This is a genomic window from Streptomyces sp. P17 (assembly GCF_032436805.1).
Taxonomy (GTDB): Bacteria; Actinomycetota; Actinomycetes; order Streptomycetales; family Streptomycetaceae; genus Streptomyces.
This window is the reverse complement of record NZ_JAVRBF010000045.1, coordinates 24,439-38,598: the sequence shown is the minus strand read 5'-3', so window position 1 is coordinate 38,598 and position 14,160 is coordinate 24,439. Positions and strand designations below refer to the sequence as shown.

The 14,160-nt window shown below is 72.1% G+C and carries 14 protein-coding genes; 6 read left to right on the top strand and 8 right to left on the bottom strand.

The window, feature by feature from the left end:
• Positions 1–16 precede the first annotated feature (16 nt).
• The 5 genes from RMT89_RS27045 to RMT89_RS27025 form a co-directional block, all read right to left on the bottom strand.
• On the bottom strand, positions 17–868 hold the full coding sequence (locus RMT89_RS27045; RefSeq protein WP_315886389.1) for an SGNH/GDSL hydrolase family protein: 852 nt from the start codon (positions 866–868) through the stop codon (positions 17–19).
• A complete protein-coding gene (locus tag RMT89_RS27040; RefSeq protein WP_315886388.1) occupies positions 865–2,025 on the bottom strand; it encodes a glycosyltransferase in 1,161 nt (386 codons plus the stop codon). Before RMT89_RS27040 ends, RMT89_RS27045 begins: the two co-directional genes overlap by 4 nt.
• Positions 2,022–3,152, bottom strand: a complete 1,131-nt coding sequence (locus RMT89_RS27035; RefSeq protein WP_315886387.1) for a glycosyltransferase family 1 protein — start codon at positions 3,150–3,152, stop codon at positions 2,022–2,024. Before RMT89_RS27035 ends, RMT89_RS27040 begins: the two co-directional genes overlap by 4 nt.
• Before the next feature lie 139 nt (positions 3,153–3,291).
• Complete coding sequence (locus tag RMT89_RS27030; protein ID WP_315886386.1) at positions 3,292–4,710, bottom strand: HEAT repeat domain-containing protein; 1,419 nt, start codon at positions 4,708–4,710, stop codon at positions 3,292–3,294.
• 299 nt (positions 4,711–5,009) lie between these two features.
• The gene (locus RMT89_RS27025; RefSeq protein WP_315886385.1) at positions 5,010–5,402 is read right to left on the bottom strand and encodes an ankyrin repeat domain-containing protein; all 393 of its coding nucleotides are present in this window, start codon (positions 5,400–5,402) and stop codon (positions 5,010–5,012) included.
• Positions 5,403–5,662: 260 nt separating this feature from the next.
• Here RMT89_RS27025 and RMT89_RS27020 point away from each other — a divergent pair, with 260 nt between their 5' ends.
• Positions 5,663–5,857, top strand: coding sequence for a hypothetical protein (locus tag RMT89_RS27020; protein WP_015661880.1), 195 nt, complete (start codon positions 5,663–5,665; stop codon positions 5,855–5,857).
• Positions 5,858–5,894: 37 nt separating this feature from the next.
• Positions 5,895–7,496, top strand: coding sequence for an ABC transporter ATP-binding protein (locus RMT89_RS27015; RefSeq protein ID WP_315886384.1), 1,602 nt, complete (start codon positions 5,895–5,897; stop codon positions 7,494–7,496).
• Positions 7,497–7,518: 22 nt separating this feature from the next.
• Here RMT89_RS27015 and RMT89_RS27010 read toward each other — a convergent pair whose 3' ends face one another.
• Entirely contained in the window at positions 7,519–9,018 is a 1,500-nt protein-coding gene (locus RMT89_RS27010) for a PLP-dependent aminotransferase family protein (protein ID WP_315886383.1), read from the bottom strand.
• A 64-nt stretch (positions 9,019–9,082) separates the two neighbouring features.
• On the opposite strand from RMT89_RS27010, the gene RMT89_RS27005 reads away from it, so the two are divergent.
• The 4 genes from RMT89_RS27005 (at position 9,083) to RMT89_RS26990 (ending at position 12,559) form a co-directional block, all read left to right on the top strand.
• Entirely contained in the window at positions 9,083–9,772 is a 690-nt protein-coding gene (locus RMT89_RS27005) for a hypothetical protein (RefSeq protein ID WP_315886382.1), read from the top strand.
• On the top strand, positions 9,769–10,536 hold the full coding sequence (locus RMT89_RS27000) for a glycerophosphodiester phosphodiesterase (protein ID WP_315886381.1): 768 nt from the start codon (positions 9,769–9,771) through the stop codon (positions 10,534–10,536). The genes RMT89_RS27005 and RMT89_RS27000 overlap by 4 nt, the downstream gene beginning before the upstream one ends.
• A 58-nt stretch (positions 10,537–10,594) precedes the next feature.
• Positions 10,595–11,929 (top strand): MFS transporter, encoded by a 1,335-nt coding sequence (locus tag RMT89_RS26995; protein WP_315886415.1) that lies wholly within the window; start codon positions 10,595–10,597, stop codon positions 11,927–11,929.
• A 255-nt stretch (positions 11,930–12,184) separates the two neighbouring features.
• Entirely contained in the window at positions 12,185–12,559 is a 375-nt protein-coding gene (locus tag RMT89_RS26990; protein WP_003977404.1) for an RNA polymerase-binding protein RbpA, read from the top strand.
• Between the two features lie 88 nt (positions 12,560–12,647).
• Here the strand turns inward: RMT89_RS26990 and fxsA are convergent, their stop codons facing one another.
• Together fxsA and RMT89_RS26980 are read right to left on the bottom strand one after the other, a co-directional pair.
• Positions 12,648–13,202, bottom strand: coding sequence for an FxsA family membrane protein (gene fxsA / locus RMT89_RS26985; RefSeq protein ID WP_315886380.1), 555 nt, complete (start codon positions 13,200–13,202; stop codon positions 12,648–12,650).
• Positions 13,203–13,274: 72 nt separating this feature from the next.
• Complete coding sequence (locus tag RMT89_RS26980) at positions 13,275–14,081, bottom strand: polyprenol monophosphomannose synthase (RefSeq protein ID WP_315886379.1); 807 nt, start codon at positions 14,079–14,081, stop codon at positions 13,275–13,277.
• Positions 14,082–14,160 lie beyond the last annotated feature (79 nt).

Below are 14,160 nucleotides of genomic sequence, written 5' to 3'. Positions count from 1 at the left end.
ACCCGCAGACGACGGACTACGCCACATCCGGCTGCTGCTCCGCCACGGACAAGGCAGCCAGTGCCGCCGACACCGCGTGCGCGGTCCGCAGGTCGAGCCGCGCACTCGTCCCCCGCGCGCGGTACCGCATCTCATCCATGGCCAGCCTCAAGAGCTGAGGCAGCAGATCGGTGCACCGCCGAGCCACCCACCCCGTCCCCGCGGTGGCCAGCCACCACAGACTCGCCGACTTGGTCGGAGCCGGGAACTCGGGCTCGGGCGCGGGCGCGACGCCGGTGGCAAGGCCGCCCTCCGCCAGCAACGCATGAAACCGGACCGCCAGTTGCCGATGCCCCCGCTCCCCCGGATGCAGCCGGTCCGCACTCCACATCGCCCGGTCGGTGAGCCAGGCCCCCTCGGCGGCATGCAGATGCACCGCGTCATACCGCTCGGACAACGCGTGCACCACCGTGTTGACCGCCCGCTGCCGCCGGGCCAGCGGACGCCCCAGCGCCCCCGGAAGCCCGAGCATCGCCCCCGGATCCGGCAGACAGGCCGTCAGCACGACGGCCCCCTGCGCGGTGAGCGCGGCGTACACCTGGTCCAACCGCGCCGCCACGGCCCGGATGTCGAAGGTGCAGCGCAGCGTGTCGTTCACGCCGACGACGACGGACACCACGTCCGGCCGCAGCGCCAGCGCCTCGGGCAGTTGTCGTTCCAGTACCTCCCGTGTCTGCGCCCCGCTGACGGCGAGGTTGGTGAAGTCCACGGCTTGTTCGGCGAGCCCGCCGGCGAGCAGCGCGGCCCACCCGCGCCACCCGTGGCCGACGGGATCCCCCACGCCCTCGGTCAGTGAATCCCCGAGGGCGACGAAGCGCAGGGGTCTCATGCGACGCCCTCCGGCACCCGGGCCCGCCCGGGGACAGGCACGTCGTGCGCGGTGAGGAACGCGGTGACCGCGGTGTCCCAGCCGAAAAGCTCGGCACGCGCGCGTGCCGCCTCGCGCCGCTCGGCCTCGGGACGGGCGAGGAGCTTCTCCACGGCGTCGGCGAACGCCTCCCCGTGGTCCGCGGCGACAGCCCCGGCGGAGCCGATCACCTCGGGCAGCGCGGACGACGTGCTGACCGCCACGGGCGTACCGCACGCCATCGCCTCCAGGGCGGCGAGCCCGAAGGTCTCCGCGGGCCCCGGAGCCAGGCACACGTCCGCCGATGCCTGGAGCGCCCCGAGCATGGCCCGGTCGGAGACATGCCCGAGGAAGGTCACCGGCAGCCCGCGCTCCCGCGCCCGCTGTTCGAGGCGCTGCCGAAGCGGGCCGTCCCCGGCCACCACGAGCACCGCCCGCCGCCCACGGCCGAGCAGCGCCTCCAGCGCGTCCAGTGCGGTCTGGGGCCGCTTCTCCACCGACAGCCGGGTGCAGGTGACGAGCAGCGCCTCGTCCGCGCGCGCGTGCCGAGCACGCAGCCCCGCGTCGCGCATGGCGGGGTGCCGCTGCACCAGGTCGACGCCGAGCGGAGCGCGTACGACGTTACGGGCGCCGATCCGTATGAACTCCCGCTCGGCGAACTCCGTGGTGCACACCACGCGCGAGTAGGTGTGGGCCGTACGGACGTTGAGGGCGTCGGCGGCACGGCGGGCCGCGCCCTCGGGCACGCCCCAGGTGCGCAGGACGCCGTCGGCGGTCTCGTGGGAGACCATCACGGAGGGCACGCGCGCGCGTCGCGCCCACTTGCCGGTCCACCTCAGCGTCGTACGGTCGGACACCTCCAGGCGGTCCGGGCCGAGTTCCTCCAGGAGGGCGGCAACGCGCCGCTTGTCGGTCAGGACGCGGTAGCCGCCGGTGCCGGGCAGCAGCGGCCCGGGCAGGGTGATGACGCGGCCCTGCTCGGTCTCCTGGTCGGTGTGGCGCTCGCCGGGCACGATGAGCACCGGCTCGTGCCCGGCCGCCTTGAAGCCCTTGCCGAGCTCGCGCAGGGCCGTGCGCAGTCCGCCGGAGGCGGGCGCGACGAAGTTCGCGAGCCGGACGATGCGCAGTGACTCGTTCACGCCGCCGCCACCTTTGCCCTGCGACCGGCCAGCACGTCGGCGTAGTGGCCGATGAGCTGGTCGCCGACGGCCGCCCAGGTGCGCCCCTCGACCATGGCGCGCGCGGCGGTGCCGTAGGCCGTCCGCATGGCGGGGTCGGCCTGAAGTGCCCGCACCGCCTCACGTACGGCATTGGCGTCACCGGCCGGGAAGAGCAGGCCGGTGCGCCCGTGGGCGACCAGGTCCAGCGGGCCACCTGCGGCGGGCGCGACGACGGGAACACCGCTGGCCATGGCCTCCTGCACGGTCTGGCAGAAGGTCTCGAAGGGGCCGGTGTGCGCGAAGACGTCCAGCGAGGCGAAGATCCGCGCGAGGTCGTCGCCGGTGCGGCGGCCCAGGAAGACCGCGCCGGGCATCGCCTGCTCCAGGTTGGGGCGGCTCGGTCCGTCGCCCACGATCACGACCTTGACGCCGTCCAGGCGGCCGGCGTCGGCCAGCAGTTCGATGTGCTTCTCGGGGGCGAGCCGGCCGACGTAGCCGACGATCAGCTCGCCGTTCGGGGCGAGCTCCCGGCGCAGGGCGTCGTCCCGGAGGCCGGGGCGGAAGCGGACGGTGTCCACACCGCGCGGCCACAGCTTGACCCGGGGCACGCCATGGGCCTCCAGGTCGTGCAGGGAGGGGCTGGACGGGGCGAGGGTGAGGTCGGCGGCGGAGTGGACGGCGCGGATACGGCGCCAGGCCGCGGCCTCGCCGGCGCCCACGTAGGTACGGGCGTATCCGGCCAGGTCGGTCTGGTAGACGGCGACGGCGGGGATGCCGAGCCGGGCGGCGGCGGCCATGCCGCGGACGCCGATGATGAAGGGGCTGGCCAGGTGGACCATGTCGGCGTTGTGCTCGATCAGCGTCGAGGCGAGGCGCCTGCTGGGGAGGGCGACGCGCACCTGGGGGTAGCCGGGGAGCGGAAGGGAGGGGACATGGACGACGGGGCACGGCGCGAGAGCGCCGAGCTTGCTCCCGGGAGCGGGGGCCGGGGCGACGACGACGGGGGCGTGACCGCGATCGACGAGGTGTCGGGCGGTCTGGAGCGCGCAGTGGGCCACGCCGTTCACATCGGGGGGAAAGGATTCGGTCACGATGACGACACGCATACCCGTGTTGTCGCCGTGCTGGACGTGGCCGCGTCAACGTGGATCTTTCCGAACAGGGAACGTCCCATGAGCGTTGCGCTGCACACCCGAGCAGGTCAGGCCGCGTCCATGCCCGCCTGACCCGCGGGTCACCCCTCGTTCACCCGGCGGCCGTGTCAGGCCCGAATCGGCTGCGAACGGCTGTCTGGACCTCGTCCTCCTCCGCCGGGTCGGCGGCGAGCCGGCGCAGTCGCTCCACGACGCGGTTGTCCCCGGTCTCGGCATGCCGGGCGGCGATCTCGCGGGTGGTCTCCTCGCAGTCCCAGAGACACTCGACGGCGAAGCCGGACGGGAAGGAGGGATCGGTCGCGGCCAGGGCGCGGGCGGTGCGGCCGCGGAGATGGGAGGAGGCGGTCTCGCGGTAGATATGGCGCAGGACGGGGGCCGCGCAGGCGATGCCCAGCCGGCCGGTGCCGTCCACGAGGGTCCAGAGGGTCTTCGCGTCGGGCCCCTCGCCCCGGACGGCCTCCCGCAGCGCCGCGAGGACCAGGTCGCTGTCCTGGGCCCCGCCGCGGCAGGCGAGCATGCGTCCGGCGGAGGCGCCCAGCGGATCGGGGCGGCGGGCCCAGCCGCGGGCCCGGTCGACGGCGGCGACACTGCGCATCCGTTCGAAGGCGTCGACGGCGGCCTCCACGACGGACGGCGGACCTGTCGTCACGGCCGCCTCGATCAGGTCGAGGGCGTCCGGGTCATTGCTGTCGGCGAGGTAGCGCAGGGCGGTGCAGCGGGCGCCCTCGGTGCCGTCCTTGGCGGCCTGGAGGATCTCGGGCCGGTCTTCGGGACCAGCGACGGCGGTGAGGCACCGGGCGGCGGGCACATGGAGCGCGGCGCCGCGATCGATGCCCTGCTGGGCCCACTCGAAGACGGCCCGCACGCTCCACCCCGGGCGTGGCCCGGTGGGGCTCATCTGCCGTTGCCAGCGGTCGAAACAGCCGGTCTCCTGAGCGGCACGCACGCGCGTGGCGATCGATTCGCGCGGATCCTCCGCCCACAGCCGCCAGGGCCGTGGCTCAAAAGCGTCGCGTACGGCGGCGGCCAGCTCGGCCTCGCCCTCGGCGTCGGTGGAAAAGCGGGCCAGGACGGGCGCGGCGAGGGCGCGCAGTCCGGCGTCGTCGTCGCGCAGCGCGAGCTCGTCCAGGGCCCAGGCCCAGTTGGCGCCCGTGGCGGCGTACCTGCGCAGCAGGGCGAGCGCGTCCCGCCTGCCATAGGAGGCGAGGTGGCCGAGGACGGCCAGGGTGAGGCCGGTGCGTGACTCCTCGGTGTCGAAGACGTCCTCGACGTCGAAGAGATGGGCCTCGATCTCGTCCAGCTCGCCGTTCAGGTCGAGGAAGAGCCGGGCGTAGTACAGGGAGCGGTTCTCCACCTGCCAGTCGTGGCGGGGGTCGCTCAGCACGCAGTGGTTCAGCGCCGCGAGCGCCTCGGCCCGCGGTGCGGTGAGCGCGTGCAGCGTGCCGTCGCCGCGGCCCCTCTGGAGCAGGCCGAGCAGCGTACCGCTGGGCGCTATGACCGGATCGAACATGGGAAACAGCCTCACATCAAGCGTCGACGCAACCGGGGACGTGCTCTACCTGGCCGCGTGACAACACGTCGGGGCGCCCGCCGTTTCCTGCTTGCTGTAAGCCATCTTCCTCTGCCTCTCGTCGGTGGCCCATGCGGACCGCATCACGGCCCGCGCGGTGCGGCAACACCTGCCCAGCCATCGCGTCCGTGAATCACGACGTCATGATGACTCGGCAGTTCCATCTGCCGCGACCGAAATTTCGGCGGCCCCTTACCGCCTTCCCCGTTTTCTGTGTCGTAGCTGGTCAGAGCGTCGGATCAGGGTGCGCCGAACAATTCCAGCAGTTCCGTCTTGCCGAACATCCGGGCGGTGTCGACGGCCGACGGAGTGCCCGCCGACGGGTCGGCGCCGCCCTCCAGAAGAGCCTTGATGACGTCTGTCTCGCCCTTGAACACGGCCCCGGCGAGCGGGGTCTGGCCTCGGTCGTTGATCCGGTCGGCCTCGGCGCCGCGCGCGAGGAGCGCACGCACCGCCTCGGCGTGGCCGTGGTAGGCGGCAAGCATCACCAGGCAGTCGCCTCGGTCGTTGGTGAGGTTGGCCGGAACGCCCGCGTCGAGATACGCCACGAGTGCCTCGGTCCGCCCCTGCCGGGCCAGATCGAAGATCTTGGTCGCCAGCTCCACGACCTCGGGGTCGGGGGCTTCACTCATCGCCGGTCCGCCTCTCCATACAACCGTTCAGGTGAATCGCCAGGGTACTGGCTCGCGGGGCACATGACCCGATGTGCCCGAGGTAAAGATCACCACGAACCCGGTCGGACGCAAGACCCCAGCTCGTCCGGCGCAGGACCACCCCGCCAACCGGGGGAAATCTGCCGAAATTCACCCAGTTGCACCTTTTATCGTATGGATACATCCTGTGATCCTGGAAGTACTCATGGTGACTGTCCCCACGAACCAGGAGAACTCAAATGATCCTGTCCATCTCAGGCGTGGTCCTGCTCGGCATCATCGTCTTCCTCTTCTTCAAAAAGGACGGACTCAAGGCCTCCCACGCCCTGGTGGCCGCCCTTTTCGGCTTCTACCTGGCCAGCACGGCCATCGCGCCGAGCATCAAGGCCGGCGGCGAGAGCCTGGCGAGCCTCCTCGGCGGCATCAAGTTCTGACGCCCCTCACGTCCGTACGCACCTTCAGGAGACAGCAGTGGCCCGGCGCCCCCTCCCCCGCATCCTGAGCACAGGCAGCGCGCAGATCGCCCGGAGCCGGGAGCTGGCCCGGACGGCGGCCGACAGCGCCACCGACGTCCTCCACCCGCTGATCACGATCACCCGCGGGTTGCGCCGGCTGGCATCGGCCGGGCGGCGCAAGTGGGCCGACACCCCCAAGGACAAGCGCGGGCCGCTGCTGTTCCTGGTGGCCTCGGTGATCCTGGTCGTTGCGCTCGCCCCGTACGGCCCGCTGCTCGCCGTCATCACGCTGATGGCGGCGGCAGCCTGGCAGGGCCGGGACCGCGCCCCGTCGGCCCCCGAGGGCCCGGACGAGTCCCAGACGGAACGCCTGAAGTCGCTGTACGAAGCACTGGTGCCGTATTTCTCGGCCCCGGAGGACCCGGCCCCCCTGTACGCCCATGGCGGCGAGTGGGAGAACGCCTTCCCCGAGTACGAGTTCGACGCCTCGGGCCGCGTCACGAGCCTCACGATCCGCTACCCCGCCTACTTCACCGACGGCGAGCCCGAGGCCCGCGCGCGGATCGAGCATCTGCTCACCGCGAAGTCGGGTCGCGGCCGGGAGTACCGCTTCGTCTGGGACGAGGAGGGCAACCAGCTCTCCCTCGCCGTCCTGCCGCCGCTGCCCACCGACATCGCCGCCCAGCGTTTCGTCACGGCCCCCGGCGAGACGGTCCTCGGCTTCACCGACCCCGGCGAGGTCCAGCGCACGCTCCCCCTCACCCACGGCGAGGAGCAGCGCGACATGCCGCCGGTCGTCTGGCGCACCGGCGTCCGCTCCACCGAGCCCCATCTGCTGGTCATGGGCCAGCCCGGCAGCGGCACCTCCACCCTGCTCCGCTCGATCGCCCTCCAGGCCCTCCAGTACGGCGATGTCGTCATCGTGGAGGGCGGCGCCACCGGCGAGTACGCGTGCCTGACCGGCCGCGACGGCGTCCTCGCCGTGGAGTGCGCGCTGGCCGGAGCGCTGGCCAGCCTGGAGTGGGCCGCGCACGAGACGGAACGCCGGCTCATCGCGGCCAACCGAGCCCGTCAGGCCGGTCACCCGCCGCCGGAGGACACCAAGCGCCCGCTGTGGATCCTCCTGGACCGCCCGACCGCCTTCGCCCACCTGGCCGCCACCGACGGTCACAGGGACCCCCAGTCCCTGCTCCAGGTACCGCTGCGGCACGGCCGCGCGGCGAACGTCACGGTGGTCGTGGCCGACCAGTTCGACAGCGCGGAACTCCTGAGCGACGCCGTACGCCAGCACACACGCGCGCGTGCCGTACTCGGCCCCACGACGTCGGAACAACTGACCGCGTTCCTGGGCGCGCCCCCGCACACCACCCCGATCACCCAGGTCCCCCCGGGCCGCGGCTACGCCCGCCTGGGCACGGGTCCGGTCCTCCGCCTCCAGGTCCCGGCCACCCCGGACCCCTACGACGACGCCACCACCGACACCCACCGCCAGGCGGTACTGGAGCTGCTCCCTCCCCGCACGACCCCGGCGGACTCGGAACAACAGCCGGAGCAGCGGCCGGAGCCGGAGCCCGTAGCGGCGGAGCCAGTCGCGGCGGAGCCTTCACACCTGTCGTAGCCGCCGAGGCGGTTCACGCCGCTCACGCCACGAACGTACGAGGCCCCTCCCCGCCGCCCGTGCCCCCGCTCTCCACCAACCGCGCCGCGGCGGCCAGCCGTACAGCCGCCTCCTCCGCGACCGCGCCCCCCACGGTGAACGGCAGCCGCACATACCCCTCGAAGGCGCCGTCGACCCCGAAGCGCGGCCCCGACGGTACCCGGACACCGACCCGCTCCCCCGCTTCCGCGAGCCGCGAGCCGGACAGGCCGCCCGTGCGGACCCACAGGGTCAGCCCGCCCTTGGGGACCTCGAACTCCCACTCGGGCAGCTCCCGCCGCACGGCGCCGACGAGCGCCTCCCGGTTCTCGCGGGCCTGCATCCGGCGCAGCTCGACGGCCTGTTCCCAACCCCCCGTGCTGAACAGCCAGTTCACGGCCAGCTGCTCCAGCACCGGCGTTCCCAGGTCGGCATAGGCGCGCGCGGCGACCAGGCTGCGGATCACGTCGGGGGCGGCCCGCACCCATCCGATCCGCATCCCCGCCCAGAACGCCTTGCTCGCGGAGCCGACGGTGATCACCGTGGCCCCGGCCGGATCGAAGGCGCACACCGCCCGCGGCATCGACACCTCGGCGTCCAGCCAGAGCTCGCTCATCGTCTCGTCGGCGATGAGCACCGTCCCCGCGGAGCGCGCCGCCTCCACCAGTTGCCGCCGCTGGTCCTCGTCGGCGAGCGCGCCGGTCGGATTGTGGAAGTCGGCGACGACATAGGCGAGCCGCGGTGCCGCGTCGCGCAGCACCTGCCGCCAGCGGTCCATGTCCCAGCCACTGAGCCCCTCGGCCATGGCGACGGGCACCAGCCGCGTCCCCGCCTCCCGCATCAGCTGCAGGATGTTGGCGTAGGACGGCGACTCCACGGCGACCCGCTCGCCCCGCCCCGCGAAGAGATGACAGATGGCGTCGATGGCGCCCATCGCCCCTGTGGTCACCATGATCTGCTCGGGCATGGTGGGGATCCCGCGCGCGGTGTACCGCTCGGCGATCATCGCGCGCAGGGCGGGCAGCCCGGCCGGATAGTCGCCGTGCGTGTGGGCGTACGGCGGCAGCTCCTCAAGGGCGCCCTGCACGGCCCGGGTGAGCCACGGCTCGGGCGCGGGCAGCGCCGCGCAGCCGAGGTCGATCACCGAGCCGAGGGCCTCGGGCGGCAGGGGTTCGAGGCCCCGCGCGGGAAGCGGATTTCCGGCCGGGACAGCGGTCCAGCTGCCGGCGCCGCGCCGGGACTCCAGGAAGCCCTCGGCACGCAGGGCCTCATAGGCCGCGGCGACCGTCGTACGGCTGACGGAGAGGGAGAGCGCCAGTTCACGCTCCGCGGGCAGCCGCGCCGCCACCGGCACCCTGCCCTCCAGGACCAGCAGCCGGATGCCGTCGGCGAGCGCGCGATAGGCGGGCGGGCGGCGCGTGCCGGGGCCCGCGGGGCGGTCCTGCTGGGAGCTGAGCAGCCGGGCGAGCTGGGCCGGTCCCACCGCCGAGGTCCACTGCGCCATGGAAATCAGTCCACCTTCCCCGAATTGGCCATGGATGGCCATTCCCCTCAAGCCACAGGGTGTCATGAAGCAGGCCACTACCACCACAGGGGGGACCCTCTTGTCCACCACAAGCCGTCTCGGGCGACGGTTGATCCAGCTGTACGTCGGTCTCGCGCTCTACGGAGCGAGCTCGGCCCTTCTCGTGGAAGCCGGTCTCGGCCTCGAACCCTGGAACGTGCTGCACCAGGGCCTGGCCGAGTTGACGGGTCTGACGATCGGCGTTGTGTCGATCATCGTGGGCGCCGCGGTCCTGCTCCTGTGGATCCCGCTGCGCCAGCGGCCCGGCCTCGGCACCGTCTCCAATGTCTTCGTCGTCGGCATCGCCATGGACGGCACACTGGCCGCCCTCCCGGAGGTGCACACCCTCGCCGTCCGGATACCCCTTCTCATCGCCGGCATCGTCCTCAACGGCATGGCCACCGGCCTCTACATCGCCGCCCGCTTCGGACCGGGCCCGCGCGACGGCCTGATGACCGGGCTGCACCAGCGGACCGGGCGCTCGATCCGGCTGATGCGTACGGGCATCGAGGTCGCGGTGGTCGTCTCCGGCTTCCTCCTGGGCGGCACGATCGGCGTGGGCACCCTGCTGTACGCGCTGGCCATCGGCCCGCTCGCCCAGCTCTTCCTGCGCGTCTTCGCCGTCCACCAGGCACCCGGCGGCAGCACGGTCGTTGCCACGGGTCAACCCCGGCGCGCCATACTGCGACCGTGAGCACGCCCATACGCCACCCCTATCTCGACCATCCCGGTCCGATCCCCTTCGCCCACCGGGGCGGTGCGGCGGACGGCCTGGAGAACACGCTGCTGCAGTTCCGTCGCGCGGTGGACCTGGGCTACCGGTACCTGGAGACCGACGTCCACGCCACCCGCGACGGCAAGCTGGTCGCCTTCCACGACTCGACGCTGGACCGGGTGACCGACGGTGCGGGCAAGATCGCCGACCTGCCCTGGGCGGACGTACGGCACGCGCGCGTGGCCGGCCAGGAGCCGGTGCCGCTGTTCGAGGAGCTCCTGGATGCCTTCCCCGAGGCGCGCTGGAACGTCGATGTGAAGGCGGAGTCCGCGCTGCTGCCCTTCCTCGACCTGGTCGAGCGCACCGGCACCTGGAACCGCATCTGCCTCGGCTCCTTCTCCGAGGCCCGCGTGGTACGCGCCCAGCGGCTGGCCGGTACTCAGCTGGCCACGTCGTACGGCACGCGCGGGGTGCTCAGTCTGCGGCTGCGTTCCTGGGGCCTGCCCGCGGCGGTGCGCCGCTCGGCGGTCGCCGCGCAGGTGCCCGAGATGCAGTCCGGCATCCAGGTGGTCGACCACCGCTTCGTGCGCACCGCCCATGCGCACGGGCTCCAGGTGCACGTGTGGACGGTCAACGAGGAGGACCGTATGCACCGGCTCCTGGACCTGGGGGTCGATGGCATCATGACCGATCACATCGAGACATTGCGCAAGGTCATGGAGGACCGGGGCGTCTGGGTCTGAGACCTCGGCGGGCCGCGGCCCGGACGGGGAAGCGAGGGCGCGGGTGGACACCGGCACCATGGGGACGACGGCCGCCGAGGAGGTCGCGGGGCGGCGGCGCGAGCAGCGCGGCTGGTACTTCTACGACTGGGCGTGCTCCGTCTATTCGACGAGCGTGCTCACCGTGTTCCTCGGCCCCTATCTGACATCGGTGGCCGAGCAGGCCGCCGACGCGGACGGCTTCGTCCACCCGCTCGGCATCCCGGTGCGCGCCGGCTCCTTCTTCGCCTACTCGGTGTCCCTGTCGGTGATCATGGCCGTCCTGGTGATGCCCCTGGTGGGCGCCGCCGCCGACCGCAGCGGCCGCAAGAAGCCGCTGCTGGCCGCGGCCGCGTACACCGGGGCAGCGGCCACGGCGGGCATGTTCTTCCTCGACGGCGACCGCTACCTGCTCGGCGGCGCCCTGCTGATCGTCGCGAACGCGGCACAGTCCGTGTCGATGATGCTCTACAACTCCTATCTGCCGCAGATCGCCCCGCCCGAGGAGCGCGACGCGGTGTCCTCCCGGGGCTGGGCCTTCGGATACGCGGCGGGCGCCCTGGTTCTGATCGCGAACCTGGTGCTGTACCTCGCGCACGACTCCTTCGGTGTCTCGGAGACGACGGCCGTCCGCATCTGCCTTGCCTCGGCGGGCCTGTGGTGGGGTGCCTTCACCCTGATACCGCTGCTCCGGCTGCGCGACCGCCGCTCCTCCTGCGGCGAGCGGTCGACCGCGCCCGGCTTCCGGCAGCTCGCGGCCACCGTCCGCGACATGCGCCGCCACCCGCTGACGCTCGCCTTCCTGCTGGCGTACCTCGTCTACAACGACGGCATCCAGACGGTGATCTCCCAGGCCTCCATCTACGGCTCCGAGGAGCTGGGGCTCGGCCAGTCCACGCTGATCGGCGCGGTGCTGCTGGTCCAGTTGCTGGCGGTGGCGGGGGCGCTGCTGATGGGGCGGCTCGCGCGGACGTACGGCGCCAAGCGCACGATTCTGGGGTCGCTGATTGCATGGACGGTGACACTGGCGGCGGGGTACTTCCTGCCGGCCGGGGCACCGGTGTGGTTCTTCGTGCTGGCGGCCGGGATCGGCCTGGTGCTGGGCGGCAGCCAGGCCCTGTCCCGTTCCCTGTTCTCCCATCTCGTGCCGCCGGGCAAGGAGGCCGAGTACTTCTCGGCGTACGAGATGAGCGACCGCGGGATGAGCTGGCTCGGCCCCCTGTTGTTCGGGCTCACGTACCAACTGACCGGAAGTTATCGGGACGCGATCATCTCGCTGGTGGCCTTCTTCGTGATCGGGTTCGTGCTGCTCGCGCGGGTCCCGGTACGGCAGGCGATCAGCGACGCGGGAAACCCCGTTCCGGCAAGGATTTAGCGTTCAGCGCGAAAGGGCTGTAGTGTACGCGTTTGGCCTGCCAGGCGTACCGTTACTGCGCGTCAAAGATGCCGAAACGCTGGGTGACATCTGCTAGCAGATGTGACAAACCGGGCGCCGGTGGGTACAACAAGGGGCGGCTACGACGGCGACGCATGACCCGGAACGGGAATCTTTACCGCCGACCGGACGTTGACCGGATGACGACGACAGCGACACCTGTCCTGTGGGCGACAAGCCCGGGAGGCACGATTCATGAGTGAGCGAGCTCTTCGCGGCACGCGCCTCGTGGTGACCAGCTACGAGACGGACCGCGGCATCGACCTGGCCCCGCGCCAGGCCGTGGAGTACGCATGCGAGAAGGGGCACCGCTTCGAGATGCCCTTCTCGGTCGAGGCGGAGATCCCGCCGGAGTGGGAGTGCAAGGTCTGCGGGGCCCAGGCACTCCTCGTAGACGGCGACGGCCCTGAGGAGAAGAAGGCCAAGCCCGCGCGTACGCATTGGGACATGCTGATGGAGCGGCGCACCCGCGAGGAACTCGAAGAGGTCCTTGAGGAGCGCCTGGCCGTTCTGCGTTCCGGCGCGATGAACATCGCGGTCCACCCCAGGGACAGCCGCAAGTCGGCCTAGTCCCACCGGGTCCGGAACCCCGATACAGCACAACAAGACCGAGGGCGCCGTACGTTCTGCGTACGGCGCCCTCGGTTTTTCGTCCGGCTCAGTGCGTCAGCGGCCGCGGTCCCTCGGGGGCGTCCCCCGGCTCGTCCCGGATGACCTCACCCTGGACGACCTTCCCGTCGGGCCGGTGCATACGAGCCTGCTGGAAGGCGTCGCCCAGGGAGCCTGGGCCGGCCTGGCGGAGCCTGCGGTCGAAAGTGCGCTCCGCGTACTGCCCGAGGGCCTTCTGCACCGGCGGGATCAGCAGCAGCAGACCGATCGCGTCCGAGATCAGGCCGGGCAGCATCAGCAGCAGACCGCCGAGCATCATCAGGCCGTTGCCGCCGCTGGAGGGGGCCGGGGTGCCGCCGCGCTGCAGTGCCTCGTTGAGGTTCTGGAAGGCGCGCCTGCCCGCCCGCTTGACGACCACGGTGCCGAGCACCAGGCCGGCGAGCAGCAACAGGAAGACGGTGAAGCCCCCCGCGGCGCCCGCGACCACGGTGAGCAGCCAGATCTCCAGCACCAGCCAGGCGGCGATGCCCAGCGGCAGGAAGGTGCGCAGCCGGGAGCGCCGGGGCCGGGCGGGATGCGTGGGAGTCGGTGCGCCAGTCGTCATGCATCCAGTGTGCCTGGGCCCGGCTCAGTGCGGGATAAGGGGACGATCAACGGGGCCTGCGCGGCCGTAGGACTACGACTGGGGCGGCTGCGGCTTCACACGGCCGAGGAGCTTGCCCGCCCGCTCCTGCGCGCCCCAGGTGGTGACCCGCCACAGGGCCTCCACGAGGATGTCGCGGCTCATCTTGGAGTCGCCGTGCTCGCGTTCGACGAAGGTGATGGGCACCTCGACGACGTGGTAACCGGCCTTGACCGCGCGGCGGGCGAGGTCGACCTGGAAGCAGTAGCCCTGGGAGGCGACGTCGTCGAGGCCGAGGCCCTCCAGGGTCTCGCGGCGGAAGGCGCGATAGCCGCCGGTGATGTCACGCAGCGGCAGATCGAGGGCCATACGGGAGTAGAGACTGCCGCCGCGGGAGATGAACTCACGGCTCTTGGGCCAGTTCACGACCCGGCCGCCGGGCACCCAGCGGGAGCCCAGGACCAGGTCGGCGCCCTTGAGCGCGGTGAGCAGCCGGGGCAGTTCCTCGGGGCGGTGGGAGCCGTCGGCGTCCATCTCGACCAGGACGCCGTAGCCGTGCTCCAGCCCCCAGCGGAAGCCCGCGAGGTAGGCGGCGCCGAGGCCTTCCTTGCCCTTGCGGTGCAGCACCTGGACGTGGTCGTCCCCGGCGGCCAGTTCGTCGGCGAGCTTGCCGGTGCCGTCGGGGCTGTTGTCGTCGGCCACGAGGATGTGCGCCTCGGGTACGGCCGAGCGCACCCGGCCGACGATCGCCTTGATGTTCTCCGCCTCGTTGTAGGTCGGAATGATCACCAACGCGGTGCCGAGCGGGCCGAACCGCCTCCCCGAGGCCTCCGCCTCACGGATCCCGTCGCCGTCGTTCACTGCTGCCCCTTCGTGTGCGTCCGCAGAAGCTCCACCTTAGTGGGCGCGGCCTGCGATTACGTGACATCACGTTCGTATG

What these genes read in the sequence shown, in the direction of transcription:
- RMT89_RS27010 (WP_315886383.1), bottom strand. Translation starts at nt 9,018, where the DNA reads ATGGCGCAGTGGACCTCGGCGGTGGGACCGGCCCAGCTCGCCCGGCTG.
- RMT89_RS27005 (WP_315886382.1), top strand. Translation starts at nt 9,083, where the DNA reads ATGAAGCAGGCCACTACCACCACAGGGGGGACCCTCTTGTCCACCACA.
- RMT89_RS27045 (WP_315886389.1), bottom strand. Translation starts at nt 868, where the DNA reads ATGAGACCCCTGCGCTTCGTCGCCCTCGGGGATTCACTGACCGAGGGC.
- RMT89_RS27020 (WP_015661880.1), top strand. Translation starts at nt 5,663, where the DNA reads ATGATCCTGTCCATCTCAGGCGTGGTCCTGCTCGGCATCATCGTCTTC.
- RMT89_RS26995 (WP_315886415.1), top strand. Translation starts at nt 10,595, where the DNA reads ATGGGGACGACGGCCGCCGAGGAGGTCGCGGGGCGGCGGCGCGAGCAG.
- RMT89_RS26990 (WP_003977404.1), top strand. Translation starts at nt 12,185, where the DNA reads ATGAGTGAGCGAGCTCTTCGCGGCACGCGCCTCGTGGTGACCAGCTAC.
- RMT89_RS27035 (WP_315886387.1), bottom strand. Translation starts at nt 3,152, where the DNA reads ATGCGTGTCGTCATCGTGACCGAATCCTTTCCCCCCGATGTGAACGGC.
- RMT89_RS27030 (WP_315886386.1), bottom strand. Translation starts at nt 4,710, where the DNA reads ATGTTCGATCCGGTCATAGCGCCCAGCGGTACGCTGCTCGGCCTGCTC.
- fxsA (WP_315886380.1), bottom strand. Translation starts at nt 13,202, where the DNA reads ATGACGACTGGCGCACCGACTCCCACGCATCCCGCCCGGCCCCGGCGC.
- RMT89_RS27025 (WP_315886385.1), bottom strand. Translation starts at nt 5,402, where the DNA reads ATGAGTGAAGCCCCCGACCCCGAGGTCGTGGAGCTGGCGACCAAGATC.